20 protein-coding genes are annotated in these 20,361 nt (G+C 62.4%); 11 read left to right on the plus strand and 9 right to left on the minus strand.

Translation table 11 applies throughout. The annotated features are described in order from the left end of the window. Nucleotides 1–89: 89 nt before the first annotated feature. The 4 genes from PGW49_RS09545 to dnaK form a co-directional block, all read right to left on the minus strand. Entirely contained in the window at nt 90–506 is a 417-nt protein-coding gene (locus tag PGW49_RS09545) for a heat shock protein transcriptional repressor HspR (RefSeq protein ID WP_006235210.1), read from the minus strand. A gap of 154 nt (nt 507–660) precedes the next feature. After that, complete coding sequence (locus PGW49_RS09550) at nt 661–1,626, minus strand: DnaJ C-terminal domain-containing protein (protein ID WP_270226352.1); 966 nt, start codon at nt 1,624–1,626, stop codon at nt 661–663. 108 nt (nt 1,627–1,734) lie between these two features. Then, nucleotides 1,735–2,577 (minus strand): nucleotide exchange factor GrpE, encoded by an 843-nt coding sequence (locus PGW49_RS09555; RefSeq protein WP_270226353.1) that lies wholly within the window; start codon nt 2,575–2,577, stop codon nt 1,735–1,737. A 2-nt stretch (nt 2,578–2,579) separates the two neighbouring features. Then, nucleotides 2,580–4,472: a molecular chaperone DnaK gene (gene dnaK, locus PGW49_RS09560; protein ID WP_055250813.1), complete on the minus strand. Its 1,893-nt coding sequence runs from the start codon at nt 4,470–4,472 to the stop codon at nt 2,580–2,582. A 529-nt stretch (nt 4,473–5,001) separates the two neighbouring features. On the opposite strand from dnaK, the gene PGW49_RS09565 reads away from it, so the two are divergent. Then, nucleotides 5,002–5,253, plus strand: coding sequence for an indolepyruvate ferredoxin oxidoreductase subunit alpha (locus PGW49_RS09565; protein ID WP_158564522.1), 252 nt, complete (start codon nt 5,002–5,004; stop codon nt 5,251–5,253). Between the two features lie 238 nt (nt 5,254–5,491). Here the strand turns inward: PGW49_RS09565 and PGW49_RS09570 are convergent, their stop codons facing one another. From PGW49_RS09570 to nadA, 4 genes are read right to left on the minus strand one after another with little or no spacing between them, the layout of a single operon-like run. Continuing rightward, a complete protein-coding gene (locus PGW49_RS09570; RefSeq protein WP_270226354.1) occupies nt 5,492–6,037 on the minus strand; it encodes a transcription repressor NadR in 546 nt (181 codons plus the stop codon). Continuing rightward, a complete protein-coding gene (gene nadC / locus PGW49_RS09575; RefSeq protein ID WP_270226355.1) occupies nt 6,037–6,897 on the minus strand; it encodes a carboxylating nicotinate-nucleotide diphosphorylase in 861 nt (286 codons plus the stop codon). Before nadC ends, PGW49_RS09570 begins: the two co-directional genes overlap by 1 nt. 3 nt (nt 6,898–6,900) lie before the next feature. Further along, entirely contained in the window at nt 6,901–8,304 is a 1,404-nt protein-coding gene (locus PGW49_RS09580) for an L-aspartate oxidase (protein WP_416242435.1), read from the minus strand. A 28-nt stretch (nt 8,305–8,332) separates the two neighbouring features. Further along, entirely contained in the window at nt 8,333–9,358 is a 1,026-nt protein-coding gene (gene nadA, locus PGW49_RS09585; RefSeq protein WP_270226357.1) for a quinolinate synthase NadA, read from the minus strand. 291 nt (nt 9,359–9,649) lie between these two features. Between nadA and PGW49_RS09590 the strand changes: the two genes are divergently transcribed. Together PGW49_RS09590 and PGW49_RS09595 are read left to right on the plus strand one after the other, a co-directional pair. Then, a complete protein-coding gene (locus tag PGW49_RS09590) occupies nt 9,650–10,372 on the plus strand; it encodes a LytR/AlgR family response regulator transcription factor (RefSeq protein WP_270226358.1) in 723 nt (240 codons plus the stop codon). Next, complete coding sequence (locus PGW49_RS09595) at nt 10,372–11,649, plus strand: sensor histidine kinase (protein ID WP_270226359.1); 1,278 nt, start codon at nt 10,372–10,374, stop codon at nt 11,647–11,649. The genes PGW49_RS09590 and PGW49_RS09595 overlap by 1 nt, the downstream gene beginning before the upstream one ends. Nucleotides 11,650–11,713: 64 nt before the next feature. Here the strand turns inward: PGW49_RS09595 and PGW49_RS09600 are convergent, their stop codons facing one another. After that, nucleotides 11,714–12,289 carry a hypothetical protein gene (locus PGW49_RS09600; protein WP_270226360.1) on the minus strand — a complete coding sequence of 192 codons (576 nt, stop codon included), beginning with the start codon at nt 12,287–12,289 and terminating at the stop codon, nt 11,714–11,716. Nucleotides 12,290–12,425: 136 nt separating this feature from the next. Here PGW49_RS09600 and trxA point away from each other — a divergent pair, with 136 nt between their 5' ends. From trxA to PGW49_RS09640, 8 genes are all read left to right on the plus strand, one after another. Next, a complete protein-coding gene (gene trxA / locus PGW49_RS09605; RefSeq protein ID WP_270226361.1) occupies nt 12,426–12,746 on the plus strand; it encodes a thioredoxin in 321 nt (106 codons plus the stop codon). A 231-nt stretch (nt 12,747–12,977) separates the two neighbouring features. Then, on the plus strand, nt 12,978–13,226 hold the full coding sequence (locus PGW49_RS09610) for a hypothetical protein (RefSeq protein ID WP_006235225.1): 249 nt from the start codon (nt 12,978–12,980) through the stop codon (nt 13,224–13,226). Between the two features lies 1 nt (nt 13,227). Then, nucleotides 13,228–13,740: a nickel-responsive transcriptional regulator NikR gene (nikR, locus tag PGW49_RS09615; RefSeq protein WP_215694451.1), complete on the plus strand. Its 513-nt coding sequence runs from the start codon at nt 13,228–13,230 to the stop codon at nt 13,738–13,740. Nucleotides 13,741–13,856: 116 nt separating this feature from the next. After that, nucleotides 13,857–16,541, plus strand: a complete 2,685-nt coding sequence (hypF, locus tag PGW49_RS09620; protein WP_270226362.1) for a carbamoyltransferase HypF — start codon at nt 13,857–13,859, stop codon at nt 16,539–16,541. A 131-nt stretch (nt 16,542–16,672) separates the two neighbouring features. After that, nucleotides 16,673–16,933, plus strand: a complete 261-nt coding sequence (locus tag PGW49_RS09625) for a HypC/HybG/HupF family hydrogenase formation chaperone (protein WP_055310039.1) — start codon at nt 16,673–16,675, stop codon at nt 16,931–16,933. Then, nucleotides 16,933–18,045, plus strand: a complete 1,113-nt coding sequence (gene hypD, locus PGW49_RS09630) for a hydrogenase formation protein HypD (RefSeq protein WP_270226364.1) — start codon at nt 16,933–16,935, stop codon at nt 18,043–18,045. The genes PGW49_RS09625 and hypD overlap by 1 nt, the downstream gene beginning before the upstream one ends. Nucleotides 18,046–18,129: 84 nt before the next feature. After that, complete coding sequence (gene hypE, locus PGW49_RS09635) at nt 18,130–19,164, plus strand: hydrogenase expression/formation protein HypE (protein ID WP_270226365.1); 1,035 nt, start codon at nt 18,130–18,132, stop codon at nt 19,162–19,164. A 104-nt stretch (nt 19,165–19,268) separates the two neighbouring features. Further along, nucleotides 19,269–19,937: an HAD family hydrolase gene (locus PGW49_RS09640; RefSeq protein WP_270226366.1), complete on the plus strand. Its 669-nt coding sequence runs from the start codon at nt 19,269–19,271 to the stop codon at nt 19,935–19,937. The last annotated feature ends 424 nt before the right edge of the window (nt 19,938–20,361 follow it).

Raw genomic sequence — 20,361 nt, forward strand, 5'->3', positions numbered from 1 at the left:
CTGGTCATGCCGCCGAAGTTGAAAGGCAGATTGCCGCTCTGGCGGGCTTGCAGCGTCGAACCGTTACGCGGTTTGGTAAAACCGCGTAACTACAGATCTCCGCCGGCGCCCAGCAGCTTGCGCATGACCTGTTCGGGGTTAACCGAGCCGTCGCGCGGGGCCAGGGCGGTGATCTTCTTCTGCATCTTGTACTCGTGCAGCTCGTCCTCGAGCTGGCGCACGCGGGCACGGAGTTTTTCGTTCTCGCGCTCGCGCTCCTCGGCGCGCTCCTTCATATCGAGGATGCGCACCACGCCGGCAAGGTTGATGCCCTCGTCGGTCAGTTGGTTGATGAGTTCCAGACGCTCGATATCGGCACGCGAATACAGACGCGTGTTGCCGCCCGAGCGCTGGGGGTTCACCAGGCCCTTGGACTCGTAGACGCGCAGAGTCTGCGGGTGCATACCGGTCAGCTCGGCCGCCACGCTGATCATATACAGCGGTTTGTTCCTATTGTCCTCGGCCATACTCACAGACCCCTTCTTAATCAACCTCATCCCAAAGCGGCTTTCCCAGGCACCCGACCTTGGCCTTCAAACCGTCGCTCGCGTACCCGAGTACGCGTCGCTCCTCTTTCAGGCCAATCTCGAGCACCTGGAAAACCCGCCTCGGGCTCCATTTTTAATACGTCGCCTTGTAACGGTTGACCTTCTCGCGATAGTCGCGCGTGTCGGCCTCGCGCAACTTGGTCATGGCCTCGCGTTCATCGTCGGACAGGTTCGTGGGAACTTGCACCTTGATCTCGACAAGCAACGCGCCCGTGCGGCCGCGATGCTTAACATCGGGCGCGCCCATTTCCTTAAAGCGGAACTTCTTGCCCGTCTGGGTACCCGCGGGCACCTTCAGGCGGACCGTCGCGCCACCGGGCGTGGGCACGTCCACCGTGCAGCCGAGCGCCGCCTCGTAGACAGAGATCGGTACCTCCATGGTCACATCGGCACCCTTGCGCTTGAACAGCGGATGCTCCTCCACATGCGTGGTCACGACCAGGTCGCCGCGCTCGCCTCCGGCAACGCCGTACTCGCCGCGGCGCTTGTAGCGCAGCTTGCCGCCGTCGACCGCGCCGGCGGGCACCGAGACCGTAATGGTCTGCTGCTCGCCTGTCGAGGGGATGCGGTAGGTGACCTTATGCGTCACGCCGCGAAACGCGTCCTCGGCCGTTACGTCGACAGTCAGCGACAGGTCGCCGCCCTTGCGCGCGCGGTTGCGACCTGCGCCGGCACCCGCAGCGCCCGCAGCCCCGGCAAAGCCCGATCCCCAATCGCTGCCCCAGGCACCGTTGCCGCTAAAGATGCTGTCGAAGATATCGCCCCAGCCGCTCGCGCCGGCACCGGCACCATAGCCGCCGCCATACGCGCCGCCCGCGCCCGGCATGCCGCCAAACATGAGCATCTGGTCGTACTCTTTGCGCTTCTTCTCGTCCGAAAGCGTCTCGTAGGCCTCGCTTATCTCCTTAAACTTGGCCTCGTCGCCGCCGGCATCGGGGTGATATTTTTGCGCGAGCTTACGGAACGCGCTCTTGATCTCTTTGTCGGAGGCGCTCTTGGATACGCCCAGGATGTCATAGAAGGTTTTGCCTGCAGCCATCGTAGCTCCTCTCCCGTTTCATCCGCCGTCCCCGCGGACGGCGGCTCATGCTTTCATATGGCACTAGGCCAGAAAGGGCCCCGGGTGTTGCCCCGGGGCCCTTCTCAATTACTCCTCGGCGCTCTCGGCCGTATCGGCCGCAGCATCCTCGGGCGCCGCTTCGGGCTCCGGCGCGGGGCGCTTCTCGCCGCCGTACGTCACCGTCACCATCGCGGAGCGCAGGATGCGGTCCGCCATACGGTAGCCCTTCTGGTACACGTCGTTGACGGTCTCGTCGTACTGCGCGGCGTCCTCGACACGTCCCACGGCCTGGTGCTCGAGCGGATCGAACGCCTCGCCCTTGGGGTCGATGGGCTCAACGCCCTCGTGCGCAAATACGTCGAGCAGTTTGGCATGCACCGCGTCAACGCCATCGACGAACTGCTTAAAGTCGTCGGAAAGCTCCTGGCTGCGGGCATGGTCGATCGCGCGCTCGATATCGTCGACCACCGGCAGCAGCGCAGTGACGAGCTTCTCGGTCGCGCGCTCGCGCTCGGCGATGCGCTCGTTAGCGGTGCGGCGACGGAAGTTCTCCCAGTCGGCCTGCAGGCGGGCGGTGCGCTCGGTGGCGTCCTTCGCCTTGTCCTCGGCGGCCTTCTGAGCCTCTGCCGCAGCCTCGAGCTCGCTGCGCACATCGGTAAGCTCCTTCTGAGCCTGCTCGAACTTGAGCTTAAAGTCGTTGTCGGCGGCTTCCTCACCGGCGCGGATAGCGGCTTCCACCATCTCGTCCTCGGTCATCGTCGCCTCCTTGTTGGAATCCTCTACCTGGTTCTCGGCAGCCTCGGCGGCCGCGGCCTCATTGGCCTCGGTATCGTCGACGGCCTCTACGGGAATCTTCACGTCCTTCTCCTTGGAGTCAACGGGGGCGGTGCCAGCGGCAGCCGTCTCCGTGCGAGCTTTACGGGCGGACATGATTACTTGTCCTCGTCGTCCACAACCTCGTAGTCGGCGTCGACGACGTCATCGTCGGCAGGCTGGGCACCGGCGGCGCCGTCGGTCTGCTGCTGAGCGTCGGCGTAGACAACCTGGGCCAGCTCGTAGGCCACGGACTGCAGGGACTCGCCAGCGGCCTTGATGGCCTCGACGTCAGAGCCCTCGAGCGCCTTCTTGGCGTCGGCGATAGCGGTCTCGGCCTTGGACTTCACATCGGCGGAAACCTTGTCGCCCAGCTCGTTGAGGGTCTGCTCGGTGGAGTAGCACAGGCTATCGGTCTGGTTGCGGACCTCGACCTCCTCCTTCTGCTTCTTGTCCTCCTCGGCATGGGCCTCGGCGTCCTTGACCATGCGATCGACTTCGTCGTCGGACAGAGCGGTGGAGCCGGAGATGGTGATCTGCTGCTCCTTGCCGGTGCCCTTGTCCTTAGCAGAGACCTTGACGATGCCGTTGGCGTCGATGTCGAAGGTGACCTCGATCTGCGGCACGCCGCGGCGGGCAGCCGGGATGCCGGTCAGCTGGAACTTACCGAGCGACTTGTTGTCGCGAGCAAGCTCGCGCTCGCCCTGGAGCACGTTGATCTCGACGCTGGTCTGGTTGTCGGCAGCGGTGGAGTAGACCTCGGTCTTGGAGGTCGGGATCGTGGTGTTGCGGTCGATCATCTTGGTCATGATGCCGCCCATGGTCTCGACGCCCAGCGACAGCGGGGTAACGTCGAGCAGCAGGATGCCCTCGACGTCGCCGGTGAGCACGCCGCCCTGGACGGCAGCGCCGTCGGCAACGACCTCGTCGGGGTTCACGGACATGTTGGGCTGCTTGCCGGTCATGGTCTTGACGAGCTCCTGGACGGCGGGCATACGGGTGGAGCCGCCGACGAGGATGACCTCGGTCAAATCGGAGAGCTTAAGCTTGGCGTCACGCAGGGCGTTGGTGACAGGCTGCTTGCAGCGCTCGAGCAGGTCGCGGGTGATCTTCTCGAACTCGGCGCGGGTCAGCGTGTAGTTGAGGTGCAGCGGGCCGGACTGGTTCATGGTAATGAACGGCAGGTTGATGGTGGTCTGCTGGGCGGCGGAGAGCTCCTTCTTGGCGTTCTCGGCGGCCTCCTTCAGACGCTGCAGGGCCATGGGGTCCTGACGCAGGTCGACACCGTTCTCCTGCTGGAACTTATCGGCCATCCAATCGATGACGCGCTGATCCCAGTCGTCGCCGCCCAGGTGGTTGTCGCCCGAGGTGGACAGAACCTCAAACACGCCGTCGGCGAGGTCGAGGATGGAGACGTCGAAGGTGCCGCCGCCCAGGTCGAAGACCAGGATGCGCTGGTCGGTGCCCTGCTTGTCCAGGCCATAGGCAAGAGCAGCAGCAGTCGGCTCGTTGACGATACGCTTGACGTTGAGGCCGGCGATCTTACCGGCGTCCTTGGTGGCCTGACGCTGGGCGTCGTTGAAGTAGGCCGGGACGGTGATGACGGCGTCGGTGACGGTCTCGCCCAGATACTTCTCGGCGTCGGCCTTCATCTTTGCGAGCGTCATGGCGCTCACCTGCTCGGCGGTGTAATCCTTGCCCTCGATGTCGACGACGGCACGGCCGCCCTGGCCCTCCTTGACCTCATACGGCACGGTCTTGATCTCGGAGGTGCACTCGGAGTACTTGCGGCCCATGAAGCGCTTGATGGAGAACACGGTGTTCTTGGGGTTGGTGACAGCCTGGTTCTTAGCGGCCTTACCCACAACGCGGTCGCCGTCGGCACGGAAGCCCACGACGGACGGGGTGGTGCGGTCGCCCTCGGCGTTCACGATAATGGTCGGAGAACCGCCCTCGAGAACGGCCATGGCGGAGTTAGTAGTACCAAGGTCGATACCAAGAATCTTACTCATTAGAAATTCCCTCTCTCTTTTGCGTTCGCGTCGCCTCGACGGTCTGTCGCGCGGCGCTTCGGCTTGTCTTTCAGGATGTAGTGTATCCCCTTATGGGCTGGAATATACAAAATCTAAGTCAATTCATATAAGATTTCTTATTGCTGAGAGTTTAGGTTCTTAAATGCGCAGGTAGATGCGCTGATTGAGTTCTCGGCAAATCTATTGAGATCTATGTAGAGATGGCTGAGGTTTGGGTCCGAAGGTGCCTGGGGCTGCCTTGCGGAAAGGGTATCCCGGTCTGAGCGCGAATTCTGGGACACAGTTTCCGCCGGGCGGTCCAACCGGAAGCTGCGACCCGTTTTTCGGCCAAATAACGGGATGCCCTTTCCGCAGGCGCGCTTAATAGCTCAATATTTCAAGTCACCTTTAGCTAACATTTACGCAGCTCAGCGGCCCCACCTGCGTATTTTTTAGTAAACCTTGGCATACTCGGCGAACGGTATGAAGATGCCGGCCAGAGGGTATTGCAAACGGTCGCTCCCGTGGTATGTTTTTGCCCGAATCAAACCGACGCGCATCGCCTGTAGCGTCGGTCAACAGAGAGGAAACTACCATGGCTCATCCCGTAATTGATGCCGACGAGTGCATCGCTTGTGGCGTTTGCGTCGACTCCTGCCCCGCTGGCGTTCTGGAGCTCCAGGACGTCGCCACCGTCGCTGACGAGGACTCCTGCGTCGCCTGTGGCGCTTGCCAGGACGCTTGCCCCGCTGGCGCGATCACCGAGATCGTCGAGGAGTAACAACTCCCGCACTTGCACACTCAAAAGTACACCGTGCACAAAAAAGGAGGCCTCCGCATCGCCGCGGAGGCCTCCTTTTTTGTGCGGATAACCAATTAGGCACCATCGCAGGTTGAGCTCACGTCAGCGAAAACGTCCCTAAGCGAGCAAGGTGACGTGAAAGAGGAGGGAAGCGTACTTTGGTACGCGACCGACGATTGAACGTCAGATTGCCGCTTAGGGACGTTTGCAGCATCGGCTACGATAGATCGTCCTCGTAAGGCATTAAATCGGCAAGGTAGCCCTTCTCCTTGAGTATGGCCTCGATCTCGTCGAGGGTCTGCTCGTCTTCCGCGGCGATGCGATGGAAGTGGTAGCCGCTGGTCACCGTCAGCAGCGGGAAGCTCTTGCCGCTGGCGATGCCCTCTAGGTAGCGCTCGACATCGCGGCGGTTGCGGATGTCCAGGTCGGCCGTGATCTTGCCGTACACACGATGGTTGACGATCACATTGAGCACGGCGCCACCCGCGTCGACGATACTCGTAAGCTCGTCGCCCGCCTGCTCCACACTGTGGCGCACCTTAACAAGACGCGTGGGCACGGCGGGGCTGCTCGCGGCTTCCTGCAGCACGTAGCCGCGGTTGGTCGCCACGATATCGTGCCCATCGGCGCGCAGCAGGGCGATATCCTGCACGACAACCTGGCGGCTCACACCCACCTCGCGGGCAAGCGCGCTGCCCGATACGGGCCCCTTGGCTCCCTCGAGCACGGCCATGATGGCACGGCGACGCTCGCGGGCGTTCATTATTTACCGTCCAACAGACGCAGGTGCTTAAGCGAAAGGTCGAGGATCGGCGCGGAGTGCGTCAGGGCGCCCGAGCTAATGTAGTCGACGCCCAGGTCGGCAAGCGCGCGGATATTGTTAGCGTCCACGTTGCCCGAGCACTCGGTCTTGGCGCGGCCGGCGATAAGCTCAATCGCGGCAGCCATGTCGTCGTGAGTCATGTTGTCGAACATGATGATATCGGCGCCGGCTTCCACGGCTTCGCGTACCATGTCCAGGTTCTCGCACTCAATCTCGACCGTCGTGGTAAACGACGCGTGGGCGCGCGCCATCTCGATCGCGCGCGTCACGCCACCGGCGGCATCGATGTGGTTGTCCTTGAGCATGACGGCTGTCGACAGGTTGTAGCGATGGTTGCTGCCGCCGCCGATCTCGACCGCGGCCTTCTCGAAAACGCGCATGCCCGGCGTGGTCTTGCGTGTGTCGACGAGCACGGTCTTGGTACCCTCGAGCGCCGCTGCCATTCTGTGCGTATAGGTAGCGATACCGCTCATGCGCTGCAGGTAGTTGAGCGCCACGCGCTCGCCCGAAAGCAGCACGCGCGCATCGCCGCGCACCTGGCCCACGTGGTCGCCGGCGTGCACCTCGTCACCGTCGGCAACATCAAACAGCACCGAGCTCTGCGAATCCAGCAGCTCAAAGGTGCGGGCGAACACATCCAAGCCCGCGATGATGCCATCGGCCTTGGCGATAAGCTCCACCGTGGCGGGACGCGCCGTGGGGCACACGCTCGCCGTGCTCACGTCCTCAAAGGTAATGTCCTCGCGCAGAGCCTGCAAAATCAGATCATCGACGACGAGCTTCATGGTAATGGGATTCATGGTCTACTCCTCCACGGCCTGCGTGCCGGCAGCACGGGCCAAATCATCGATTGCAAGGGTGTCGGCGCTCAAGGCGCGGTGACGCCCGTCGAGCGCGGGATCGCCCGCCTGCTCCACGGCCAGCGACTCGCCGGTACGCATGTACCACGCGGCGCGACGACCCCAGACCAGCGCCTCGAGCAGGCTGTTTGATGCAAGGCGATTCTTGCCGTGAACGCCGTTGCAAGCCGTCTCGCCCGCGGCGTAGAGCTCGGGCATCGAGGTGCGGCCGTCCTTGTCGACCCACACGCCGCCCATAAAGTAGTGCTGCGTGGGCGTAACGGGAATGGGCTCGTCCAAGATGTCGCGGCCGTCCTCCAAGCAGCGTGCGCGAATGTTGGCAAAGTGCCCGGTCACCACATCGCGCTCGACGGGGGCAAAGCTCAGCCACTCGTGCTCGGTACCGTCCTGCTTCATCTGCTCGCGAATAGCGGCGGCGACCACATCGCGCGGCTGCAACTCGTCGGTAAAGCGCTCGCCGGCGGCGTTGAGCAAAATCGCGCCCTCGCCGCGGCAGCTCTCGCTGATCAGGAAGGTGCGGCCCGGCTGCGGCGAGAACAGACCCGTGGGGTGGATCTGCACGTAGTCCAGGTGCTCCATCTTAATGCCATGCTCCTGAGCGATGTAGCAGGCGTCGCCCGTGAGCTGCGGGTAGTTGGTCGAGTGGTCGTACACGCCACCGATGCCGCCCGTCGCCCACAGTGTGTGGCGGGCATGGATCTTAAACGGCTCGCCGGCATGCACGCCCTCGGCGGCATTTACCAGCTCGTCGGCGGGACGAACCGAGTTGTCCTCGTCCACGGGAACGGCGACGACACCGGCACACACTGTGGCGCCGTCACGCTCGCCCGTCAGGATGTCGGTCATGGCCACGTGCTCCAAAATCTGCACGTTATCCAGTTTGCGAACGGCCTGAAGCAGCTTGGTCGTAATCTCCTTGCCCGTAATGTCGGCATGGAAGGCAATGCGCGGACGGCTGTGCGCGCCCTCGCGGGTAAAGTCGAGGCCGCCATCGGCCTTGCGCTCAAAATCCACGCCCATCGCTAGCAGGTCGTTGATGACCGAGCGGCTCGAGCGGATCATGATGTCGACGCTCTCGCGGCGGTTCTCGTAATGGCCGGCGTGCATGGTGTCCTCAAAGAAGGCATCGTAGTCCGAGCCCTCGGGCAGCACGCAGATGCCGCCCTGCGCGAGCATCGAATCGCACTCGTCGACCGCGCCCTTGGAGAGCATGATCACGCGCGTACTCGTCGGCAGGTTGAGCGCCGCGTACAGGCCGGCTACGCCGCAGCCGGCAATGACAACGTCGCACTCCATATCGGGGTATTGCTTGGTTTCCACAGGAATCCTCTCCCTTGAATGTGACATAAGGAACCGTCCCTCATGCCACATTGTTCTAGCGTGCTGCGTACTCGAGCATGCGGTCGAGCGTGAGCTTGGCCTGGTCTGCCGCCTCGTCCGAGACGCCGATCTGCACCTCGCCCTCGCCCGTCTCCAGGCAGCGCACAAGCTTTTCGAGCGTGATGAGGTCCATGTTGACGCAGGTGGGCTGCACCGCGGGGAAGTAGAACTTCTTGCCGGTGCCCTGGCAGCGGCGCTCGAGCTCGTAGAGCACGCCGCGAACCGTCACGATAATGAACTCGCTCGCGTCGGACTCCTCGGCATACTTGATGATGCCGGCGGTGGAGCCGATGTAGTCGGCCTCGGCCAGGACGTCGGCCTTGCACTCGGGGTGCGCCAGCACGAGCGCGTCGGGGTGGGCCTCCGTCGCGTCGACGATCTGCTCGACGGTGATGATGTGATGGCGCGGGCAGTAGCCGTTGTTGAGGATGACGTGCTTTTGGGGCACCTGCTCGGCTACGAAGCGGCCCAGGTTTTGGTCGGGAATGAACAGGACGTGCTGCTGCGGCAGCTCGGACACGATCTTAACGGCGTTGGAGCTGGTGACGCACACGTCGCTCCAGCTCTTGATCTCGACCGTAGAGTTGACGTAGCAGACCACGGCAAGGTCGTCACCGTACTCGGCGCGGGCGGCGTCGACCGTCTCGCGCTTGACCATGTGCGCCATGGGGCAGTCCGCGCCCGGCTCGGGCAGCAGCACGGTCTTGGTGGGGTTGAGGAGCTTGGCGCTCTCGCCCATAAACTCCACGCCGCACAGCACGATGGTCTGCTGCGGCAGGCTCTTGGCGAGCTTGGCCAGGTAGAAGCTGTCGCCGACGTAATCAGCCACGGCCTGCACCTCGGGCGCCACATAGTAGTGTGCCAGGATCACCGCGTCACGTTGGGTTTTTAGTTGCTGAATGGCCTCGACGAGCTCTGCGGGCACCAATGCCGCGCGCTCCGTTGCCGTCGTTGCCGATGCCAGGCCGGCCGCAATGTCGCGTGCAAGCTCCGGTGCATCCATGTTCGCGCTCTGTGCCATCAAGGCCCCTCTCTTTTGGCGAATCTTGGGGCTTTAGTATGACACCTAGGTTTACAGCTGACAAGACAGCTGTAAACCTAGGTGTAAAGTTGAAATAAAGATTCAATCATGCGGCAGGTCCATTTTCGAACTGGCAAGCTGAGGATAGCCGAGCTCTCGATAGCGCAGGAGGCATCTTTCGCCACCGCAATACCGCTCGGCGCGAGTTGCGCACCATGAGGCACGAACGGGCGCTCCCCCGCGAGCGGCACGCGCCCAATGTGGCAAAATCGAACTACTAAGGGGGCCCGAATGCTCAAGATTATTGCCTGCGACGATGACGTCGCTTTTCTAGATAGACTGCACCGGATGATCGACCGTTGGTCGAGCGATACGGGCACGGCGGTCGATGTTGCGCTCGTTACGCGCGGCGAGGACCTGCTGGCGCGCCATGCCGCGTCGCGCGCCGACATCATCCTGCTCGACATGATCATGCCGCTCGTCAACGGCATGGACACCGCACGCGAATTGCGCCAGGCCGACACCGCCGTGCGCCTGGTGTTCCTTACCTCGTCGCCCGAGTTTGCACTGGAGTCCTACGAGGTCCGCGCCTTCGACTATCTGCTCAAGCCCGTGACTTACGAACGCCTGGCGCAGTTACTCGACGAACTTTCGAGCATGCGCCCGGCGGCAACCGACGAGCTCGTGATCAAAACGTCCTTTGGCTACCACGCCCTGCGCCTGTCCGACATCGAATATGCCGAGGCGCGCAACAAGCACGTGGTCTTCCACCTGCGCGACGGACGCGATATCGAGGCACTCGAGTCGTTCCGCAGCGTCGAGGACCGTTTGGCGCAAAATGCCACCTTCTTTAAATGCCGCCGTAGCTACCAGGTCAACTTGCGCAACATCGACCACTTCGATCGCACGGACATCGTCATGCGCTCCGGCGTGTGCATTCCGCTGTCGCGCAGCAGCAAGCAGGGGTTCCAAGACGCCTACTTTGCGGTGCGCTTCGAGGGCGGGAGGCGCTGATGATCTCCTCGGTCGAAATGGTCCTTTGGGCAATCCACCACGCCACAACGCTACTCTTTGGCGTCTTTGCCTCGGCGGCGCTGTGCGGTATCGAAATCAATCGACGCCATGCACTCGAGTTGGTGGGGGTCGGAGCCGCAACCGGCGCTGCCTTTTCGATCGCCAATGTCGTTGGCGGAGAGCTTTTTGCCCGTCAGGTCTATCCGCTCGTCGTGCACTTGCCGCTTACCGTCTACCTATGCGCGCGCTACCACTTGAGTCCGCTACTCGCGACGTTGGGCGTCACCAGCGCCTATCTGAGCTGCCAGTTCAGCAATTGGATGGGCATCGCCGCATTTGCCGCAACCGATTCTCAGATCGCGTACTATCTGGCACGCATCGCGACCACGCTCGGCGTCTTTGCCGTCCTGCTGCATTGGGCCGGCGACATTGGACCCCGCCTGGCGATTAAAAGCCCCACCGAGCTGGGCATCCTTTTAATCCTGCCGCTCGTCTATTACATCTTTGACTACGCCACCAACGTCTACACCACGCTGTTCCACTCGGGCTCGGTGGTGACAGTTGAGTTTTTGGCATTTGCGCTCTGTGCCTTCTATCTTATGTTTCTTGCCGTTTACCTGCACGAATACGAAGAAAAGGAAACCGCCGAGCGAGAGCGTTGGATGCTCGAAACCCGCGACAGCGCCGCCATCAAAGAGCTCGAGGCTTGGCGTCAATCTGGGCGCGAGTTGTCGATTCTTCGCCACGATATGCGCCACTTCCTACGCGGCCTGGCCACTTTAATTGAGGAGGGCCACACCGACGAGGCGCTCAAACGCATCGATGAGCTCTACGAAGCCGGCGACCGCACCGCCGTACGCCGCTTCTGCGCCAACGAGACCGTAAACATCGCGCTTTCGTCATTCAACTCAGATATCAATAGAAACGGCATTACCGCCAACCTGCGCGCCGCCGTACCCGAAACCGTCCACGTAGGTGACGCCGACCTGTTTAGCGTGCTCTCAAATGCCTTGGAAAACGCTATCACCGCCGCAAGCGCCGCACCCCAAGGAAAGCGATTCGTCGACCTTGACCTGCGACTTGAGGACGGCCAGCTGTTGCTGTTAGTTTCCAACACGTTTGACCGCGCGCCGCGCATGGTCGACGGCATGCCCGTGACCCGGCATGCGGGCCACGGCTTTGGAACCAAGAGCATCAAACTTGCCGTGGAGCGCATGAACGGCAACTGCCAGTTCCGCATTAACGGCGATCGGTTTGAGCTGCGCGCTGTGATGTAGAAGTACGGCGCCGATCTCGCGGCGCGCCTCGCCCGCCAGGCAATCGCTCGCCGGTGCCGATCCGCTACAGTGGAGCGACCGCCGGGGTCAGCTGCTTGATGTAGGCCCACATGCGCTGCTTGGCCGCTTTGTCGGTCAGCGCCGCCTCAAAGCCATCGAGCGCGAGCACGCGGCGGCCCTGCACATGGGCGACCAGGCCGGGCTTGAGCATGGCGGTGTCGAAGTCATCAATCGCCACGAGCATATCGGCGTAGGTTTCGCGCATGACATCGGCCGCGCTGTTATCGAGCAGCAGCACCGCCTCGGGATCCAGAGCCTCAAGCGCCTCGCGGAACAGCTCGCACGGCAGAGTCTCGCCCACCGCGACCGCTCCGTCGCCTGCGCCGGCGACGCTTGCCAGCACGCAAAATTCCTCGGGCGCGTAGCCGATGGCCCCAAGCGCCTTGCGCAGCGCAGCACCGTCCGGACCGGCAGCCAGCTCGCCGCCCGAACGCTCGGCCTCGTCCAAATCGCCTTTGACCAGCACGATCGGCGAGCACGCGTTGCCCACGATGCGCACGCCACGGACCGCAAGCGATGTGAGCTCCTGCTCGGCCGCCTGGGCGATGGCTTCTTTTTTCTGGCTTTGTGACGTGGACATGCGCTCTCCAATCGTTTGCGTGCCCACCATTATATAAAAGAGCTGCCCGCGAGTGGTTGCTTTGCGGGCGGCTGGGTATAAGCACGGTCGTACTGAGTTTTACGCGGCCGAGCCGCGTCGTATTATGGAGGTCACCATGGCTGACATTAAGCAGATTACCCCCGAGAACTTCGATTCCATCGTTAACGACAGCCTGCCCGTGCTGGTCGATTTTTGGGCGCCCTGGTGCGGGCCCTGCCGATCGCTCTCGCCCATCGTGGACGAGGTAGCCGATGAGCTGGCGGGCAAGCTTGCCGTTGCCAAATGCAACGTCGACGACAACCAGGACCTGGCCATGAGGTATGGCGTCATGAGCATCCCCACGCTGATTGTGTTTAAGAACGGCGAGGAGATTGACCGCTCGGTTGGCGCTCTGCCCAAGGCGAGGCTGCAGGCGCTGCTGGAGAAGCATCTGTAATACGCTTGTTACATGTTGCCGTCTGTCTGCCGTCCATGAGCGCTTTTGCACCGCTCGCCGGACTTCTGGATGTACCGAGTGCAACCACGGATAGTATGGTAGTCACAAACAGCCCCCAGTGAACGGGTGCGGGTCGCACAGACTCGTACCCGTTTTCTTATGCAGCCGCGCGCAGAGCGGGCGTAGTAAAATCTGAACCACTGAACTGCCCCATACAAAAGGAGATTTCCCATGCATGATGTTGGAATGAACATGAGCCAGCTTGCCATGAGCGTCAAGCAGGTCGACGACACCATCGAGCTCGCTCACGAGTGGAGCCATCAGCTGCTGCATGCGACCGAGAATTTTGACATGGAGCGCATCGGCGCCAAGCTCGAGGCCGCCATGGCTGCGCTGCACGAGGCCCACGACGCACTCGAGGGCTACGAAGAGGCCATCGAGGCCGACCACAACTCCGTCGGCTCCGTGAAGCTGGTGTAAGGTGGCCGAACACGAGCACTGCTGCGGGTACGAGCACGAGCATCCGCACGGGGCGGACGGTGACGCGGGCTGCCGCTGTAGTGGCTCCGGCTCCGAGCTGGTCCGTTTTTCGGTTACCGCACCCGACGACCTGCTGCGCCGTTTTGACGAGCAGATCGCGCGCCGCGGCGATGTGGCCAACCGCTCCGAGGCCGTGCGCGACCTGATTCGCGCCTCGATCGCCAAGGAGCAGATGCGCACGCCCGATGAGCATGTTATCGGGTCGCTCACCATGATCTACGACCATCACACCGGCGATCTGACGCGCCGCCTGGACGAGGTGCAGCACGACTACACCGACGAGATCGTATCGACGATGCACGTGCATTTGGATCACCACAACTGCTTGGAGATTCTGGCGCTCAAGGGTCGCGGCGAGCGCGTCTACGAACTAGCCGACCGTCTGCTGGGCCTGCGCGGCGTTAAGCACGGCGAGCTCACGTGCGCCGCCACCAAGCAGAGCCTGGGGCTGTAGCGGAATTTCCCGCAGCGCACCTGCCAAAAAGGGACAGGTTTGTTTTGGCAGGTTTAGCGTTTTACCTACCAAAATAAACCTGTCCTTTTTTGGTCGGTTTTGATGAGGGGTGTCGCATGCGGCATGTGCATATTCATGTGACGGGCATTGTACAGGGCGTTGGCATGCGACCGTTTGTGTATCGCGAGGCCATGGCGCATGGCATTTGCGGATGGGTGCTCAATGCGGGCGACGGCGTGCATATCGAGGTGCACGCTCCGGCCGATGCACTCGATGCTTTTGTTGCCGCGCTTTCTGAGCATGCGCCTGCGGCAGCCCGCGTAGAGCATGTCGAGGTTGTGGACTTGGCAGCCAACGGTTGGGATGCCGCCAACGAACAGGGCTTTCGCATCGTAGCATCGCAGGACCAGACCGCGCACACGACGCTTGTCTCGCCCGATATCGCCACCTGCAACGATTGCTTGCGCGAATTGTTCGATCCCGCCGACCGACGCTATCACTACCCCTTTATCAACTGCACTAACTGCGGGCCACGCTTTACCATCATCCGATCGTTGCCTTATGACCGAGCGGCCACGTCGATGGATTGTTTTCCCATGTGTCCCAGGTGTGCCGCGGAGTATGCCGACCCACTCGACCGGCGTTTTCACGCGCAACCCGATGCCTGCTTTGATTGCGGGCCGCATATTACGTGGCGCGAGGCTGTGAACGGCGATGCGTGCGGGAATTCGTCCGCGACACCGGCCGTCGGCACCACACGCGAGGCCAGCGACGCTATCATCGAGCGCTGCGTTGAGCTGCTGGCCAGCGGTGGCATCGTCGCCATCAAGGGCCTGGGCGGATTCCATCTATCCTGTGACGCTGCCAACGAGCAGGCGGTGGCCGAGCTGCGCCGTCGCAAGCGTCGCAGCAATAAGCCGCTTGCCGTCATGGTGCGCAGTCTTGCCGATGCCGGGCGCCTGTGCCATATCGACGATGCTGAACGCGATCTGCTCGCCGGCAGTATCCGCCCCATCGTGCTGCTGCGCCGGCGGGCTGTTTGCGGGAACGACGGCGATTCTTCCGACGCCCTCGTACTCGCACCGTCCGTCGCGCGCGACCTGCCCGAGCTTGGCGTTATGCTCCCCTACACCCCGCTTCAGCATCTTCTGCTTGCAGCTGCCGCGTCACACGGTATGCACGCGCTCGTCATGACCAGCGGCAACCTGAGCGAAGAGCCCATCGAGACCGATGACGATCTTGCCTGGGAGCGCCTCGTTGCCGCCGGCATTGCCGACGCGCTGCTCGGCAACGATCGAGCGATTCTCTCGCGCTATGACGATTCCGTGGTGCGCGTGGTCGACGGCGCCGTTATGCCCGTTCGCCGCGCTCGTGGATATGCACCCCAGCCGCTGCCGTTGCCGGCGCTCGACGGCGCTCCATCCTGCGTACTCGCCTGCGGGCCGCAACAAAAGGCCACGATTACGCTCACGCGTGAAGGGACGAACGGCGAGGCGACCTGTTTTGTGTCGCAGCATATCGGCGATGTTGAAAACGGCGGGACCTTCGATGCCTGGAACACCGCGCGCACGCGCTTGGAAGATCTCTTTGATTTGGCGCCCGCCGCCTTGGCCTGCGATTTACACCCCAGCTATCTATCGGGCCAGTGGGCGCGCGAGCAGGCGCGAAAATGCAATCTGCCGCTCGTCGAGGTGCAGCACCATCATGCGCATATCGCGAGCGTAATGGCTGAGGCTATCGCCGCGGGCCAGCTTACAACCGACGCGCGCGTCCTTGGCATCGCCTTTGACGGCACCGGCGCCGGCACCGATGGGACCATTTGGGGCGGCGAGTTTCTTGTTGCCGGCCTTGACGGCTTTGAGCGCGCCGCGCATTTGCGCACCTGGGCGCTCCCCGGTGGGGCGGCCTCCGTGCGCGACGCCCGCCGCAACGCCTTTGCCCTGCTCAGTGAGCTCGGCCTGCTCGAGCACCCAGGTGCCGCTCGGCTTTTGGACAGCCTCGACGAGCAAACACGCAGCGTGACAGCCACCATGATCGAGCGCGGCATCAACAGCCCGCGTACCAGCAGCATGGGGCGTCTCTTTGATGCCGCGACAGCGATTCTGGGTATCTGCGGCAAGGCAACCTACGAGGGCGAACCCGCCATAGAACTCGAAGCCGCCGCCTGGCGCGCGCTCGACGGCGAAATCGCCCATGTTCCCGACGATAAAGACGGCCGTTCCGCATCTGACCCATTGCGGCTGGACAGTTTGTTCAGATTTGTATTAAATACAGACCCTCTAACCAACGGTTTTGGCTCAGATTACCCCGAAGAGGGCTCTCCAGGCGCCTCATTTGCGTCTAATTTGCCCGTCGGATACCACAAATCAACCCATTCGGGGACCTCGCAGACAATCTATGCCACCCATTGCTGCTCTAAAAAGTACAAATCTGAACTAACTGTCCAAGCAACCTCGAGCAGGCCTCTCGTCCTGGACCCCAGCTCACTTTTTAAGGCGCTTTTGGAAGGAATCAGGGCCGGCGTGCCCGCCGACAAGCTCGCACTCGGCTTCCATGTCGCCGTTACGCGCTCTTCGGCACGAATCGCACGCGAAATCTGCACGCGCGAAGGCATCGATACCGTCGCGCTCTCGGGCGGCGTGTTCATGAACCGACTTCTGCTTCAGCTCCTCGCCCGCGAGCTCAAAAGCGCAGGCCTTACTGTCCTTGTCCCCCACACCGTACCCGTCAATGACGGCTGCATCGCCTACGGTCAGGCGGCAGTCGCAAGCGCTCGTCTTGCGCAGGTTGCATCGCAGTAGGCTGTTCGGCCAGCCCGCAAGCCGCCGTCTCACAGGTGTAGCGCGTTTGCCCGCAGCGCCCGCGAGCGCTACCATCAACTGATGGATTATTGAGCGCCCGTCCAGCGCAAAGCGTATAAAAGGGGAACAATATGTGCCTTGCCGTTCCCGGTAAAGTAGTCAAACGCGACGACGACCTCAAGGCCACCGTCGACATGATGGGCATCGAGCGCCCCGTGTCGCTGCGACTCGTGCCGACGGCGCAGGTTGGCGACTATATTCTCGTACACGCCGGCTTTGGCATCCAGATTGTCGACGAGCAGGAAGCACAGGAAACGCTCGAGCTTGTTAATGCCATGTCCGAGCTGGTCGAAGAAGACCAGCTGACCACCAACCCGGCGGAGGCTTACTAGTGGCGCCCGAGCAGCCGGCGCGCTCCGGTATCGATTTCTCGGCATTCCGCGATCCCAAGCTGGCTCGCGAGCTCATCGAGCGCATTCATGAGCTTGTCGGCGACCGCACCATCAACCTTATGGAAGTCTGCGGCACGCATACCGTGAGCATCGGGCGCTATGGCTTTCGCTCCATTATGCCGACCGGGCTCAAGCTGCTGAGCGGCCCGGGCTGCCCCGTCTGCGTCACCGCCAACCGCGACATCGACCACGCAATCGCGCTCGCCAACATAGACGGCGCCATCATCACCACCTTTGGCGACATGATGCGCGTGCCCGGATCATCCACCTCGCTCGCTGTGCAAAAGGCGGCGGGGCGCGATATCCGTATCGTCTATTCCCCGCTCGACGCGCTCGACATTGCTGAGCAAAACCCTGATCGCCCGGTCATTTTTATGGGCGTGGGCTTTGAGACTACGACGCCCACCATCGCCGCCGCCATCTTGGAGGCCGAGGCGCGCGGGCTTTTGAACTTCTCGGTCTATTGCGCCCACAAGGCCACGCCGCCGGCGTTGCGCGCCATCGCCAACGACCCCGAGACCACCATCGACGGCTTTATCCTGCCGGGCCACGTCGCCACCATCACGGGCTTGGCGCCCTTTAGCTTTTTGGTCGACGAATTCAATACCCCGGGCGTGGTCACGGGATTTGAACCGGTCGATATCCTGCAGGGCATCTGCATGCTGGTCCAGATGGTTGTCGAGGACAGGCCGGTGATTGACAACGCCTACCGCCGTGGCGTCAACGCAGACGGCAATCCCGTGGCGCGCCAGCTGGTCGAGCAGGTATTTGAGCCGTGCGATACCACGTGGCGCGGGCTGGGATCGATTGCGGCTTCGGGACTCGCCATTCGTCCCGAGTTTTCGCACTTTGATGCCAGCATGCGCTTTGACGTGTCCATCGAGCCGACGGTCGAGCCACGCGGGTGCCGCTGCGGCGACGTGCTGCGCGGGGCCATTACGCCGAGCGACTGCCCCCTGTTCGACCACGCTTGTACGCCCGAGCATCCCGTCGGCCCCTGCATGGTGAGCTCCGAGGGCAGCTGCGCAGCATATTTCCGCTACCGAGGCTAATAGGTTCCGCCGTTCTAACGAACGGCGGACCAGTCGACGCTGCGCCTCACCCATATAATTCCACCCACGATTGGAGTTTTCGATATGTCCCATAGCGTTACCGATAGCACCGTCCTGCTGGGCCACGGCTCCGGCGGACAGATGATGAAGCGCATCATCGATGAGGTCTTTTTGGATGCCTTTGGGTCGCCCGAGCTGCTCGAAGGCAACGACGCCGGCGTCGCCGCGCTGCCCGCGAGCGGGCGCATCGCCATGTCGACCGACAGCTTTGTAGTCTCGCCGCAGTTCTTCCCCGGTGGCAACATCGGCCGTCTCGCCGTGTGCGGAACCGTCAACGACGTCGCGACCTCGGGCGCCAACGTGCGCTACCTATCGTGCGGCTTTATCCTCGAAGAGGGCTATCCCATGGATAAGCTCCGCCAGATTGTGCAGACGATGGCCGAGACGGCGCGCGAGGCGGGCGTGTCCATAATCACGGGCGACACTAAGGTGGTCGAGCGCGGCGGGGCCGACGGCGTCTATATCAATACCGCCGGCGTGGGCGAGGTGCCTGCGGGCGTGGCGCTCAGCGGCGCAAACTGCCAGCCCGGCGATGTCATCCTGGTCTCGGGTACACTGGGCGACCACGGCATCGCTATCATGAGCCAACGCGAGGGCCTAGCGTTTTCGAGCACGATCGAAAGCGACGCCGCACCGCTCAACCACCTGATTGCCGATGTGCTTGCCGCAGCACCCGACACACGCTGCTTTCGCGACCCCACGCGCGGTGGCCTGGCGTCCACACTCAACGAGTTTGCCCAGGCCAGCGACGTTGCCATGGAGATCGACGAGGACGATGTGCCCGTGCGCCCCGACGTGCAGGCCGCCTGCGAGATGCTCGGCTACGATGTGCTGCAGGTGGCAAACGAGGGCAAGATGGTTGCCGTCGTGCCGGCCGAGCAAGCCGATGCCGCGCTGAGCGCCATGCGCGCCGCCCGCTACGGCGAGAATGCCGCCGTCATCGGTCGCGTGCTGCCGCTTGCCGAGGGCGCCCGTCCCGCCGTGCGCGTGCGCACCGGCTGGGGCTCGACCCGCATCCTCGACATGCTCGTGGGAGAGCAGCTGCCGAGAATTTGCTAACGACAAAGGCTCAGGGCTATTAAAGATATTCAGATTCCAAACATGCCCGGCACGCATGCCCAGTATTATGAGGTGCGTTTTGAAACCCAATGACGGGAGCTTTCATGGCAGCAGCTTTTTCCCATGTGATTTTTGATCTGGACGGCACCATCCTCAACACGCTCGAAGACCTGGCGGCCGCCGGCAACCATACCTGCGAGATGCACGGCTGGCCCACGTTTGCCGTTGACGAGTACCGCTACAAGGTGGGAAACGGCATGCTCAAGCTGGTTGAGCGCTTTATGCCTGCCGAGTATGCGGGCGACGGCCGTATGCTTGAGCAGACGCTTGCCGAGTTTAGGGCTTACTACGGCGAGCACAAGGAGGACCACACCGCCCCCTATGCCGGCACAATCGAGATGCTCGACCGTTTGCGCGCCGCGGGTGTGCAGCTTGCCGTGCTCACCAACAAGGACCACGTCTCGGCGGCTCCGCTTATCGAGAAGTATTTTGGTTCCGAGCGCTTTGCGCTGGTGCAGGGCCGTGTTGACGCGTTTCCGCCTAAGCCCGAAGCACCCGTCACGCTGCATGTGATGGAGGAGCTGGGCGCCGATCCGGCAACCACGCTCTATGTGGGCGATTCCAATGTCGATATCCTGACCGGTCACAACGCCGGCCTTAAGAGTGCGGGCGTCAGCTGGGGCTTCCGCGGCCGCGCAGAGCTGGAGTCCGCCGGCGCCGACTACGTGGTGGACACCCAGGACGAGCTAGCGGCGCTGATTCTGGGCGAGTAACGAGCGACACTGCTTAACGCAGCTGCGACAATTCTTCCGCGCGGAAAGCGCATCCCGTTTTGGAGCTCCGGAATGGGATATGCTTTCCGTTTGAGGCGCATCAGGGAAACCGCATCCCGTTTCAGAGCAATATTCCGGGTCGCACTTTCCGCAACCAACCCCATCCGGAAACCGCGACCCGGAATTTGACCAAAAACCGGGTCGCATCTTCCCAAGCACTCGATGCAACGCTGGCACAAGGAGTGTCCCCAACTACCGGCAGAAAAGGAACGTCCCCAGCTGCCGCCTTCCCAATGACTACTTCAGCGATGGCAACGTCGCAGGTAAAAGTGCCACTTTAAGCCAACCAAGGGAACGACGTTGTTTTGGCAACGACAGACACTATGACCCAATCCGAGGGCACTAAAAAGATAGGAGCCCCCGC

It is taken from the genome of Collinsella aerofaciens (assembly GCF_027679495.1).
GTDB classification, from domain to species: domain Bacteria; phylum Actinomycetota; class Coriobacteriia; order Coriobacteriales; family Coriobacteriaceae; genus Collinsella; species Collinsella aerofaciens_AK.